Source organism: Vibrio sp. D173a, from assembly GCF_030248475.1.
In genome coordinates this window covers 1-495 of sequence record NZ_JAHGAH010001188.1, presented here as the reverse complement: position 1 = coordinate 495, position 495 = coordinate 1, and the positions used below count along the sequence as shown (strand labels likewise).

The following is a 495-nucleotide window of genomic DNA, read 5'->3' as shown; positions in this document are numbered from 1 at the left end:
GGTAGATAAACGCAGAAGCAAATGACGTATGACGACGACCGCTTGAGTCAAATGGAGACTTACGATCTAGACGGTGTACACCCGTTTCTGTACGTAGCCAGCCATAAGCGTACTCACCAGAGATGCGAACTGTTGCACCTTTCAGGCCAGCAACTTCACCCTCAGACACTTCAATTACTTCGGTCTTAAAGCCTTTCGCTTCAGCCCAACGCAAGTACATGCGTAGCATCATTGAAGTCCAGTCTTGCGCTTCTGTACCACCCGAACCTGATTGTAGATCGATGTAGCAGTCAGATGCGTCGTGATCGCCCGCGTACATACGACGGAACTCTAGCTTTTCTAGCTTAGCTTCAAGCTCTGCTAGTTCAGGTTCGATCTCATCGAATGTCTCTTGGTCTTCTTCTTCAACCGCTAGCTCAAGTAGGCCCTCAACGTCCTCAACACCTTGGTCAAGTTGGTCGATAGTCTCTACTACCGCTTCCAGTGCAGAACGTT

1 protein-coding gene is annotated in these 495 nt (G+C 49.3%); it reads right to left on the bottom strand.

All coding sequences use genetic code 11. The features are described from left to right. Window positions 1-495: PCRF domain-containing protein (locus KIV40_RS32220; protein ID WP_285353414.1), on the bottom strand; the 495-nt coding region annotated here is incomplete at both ends.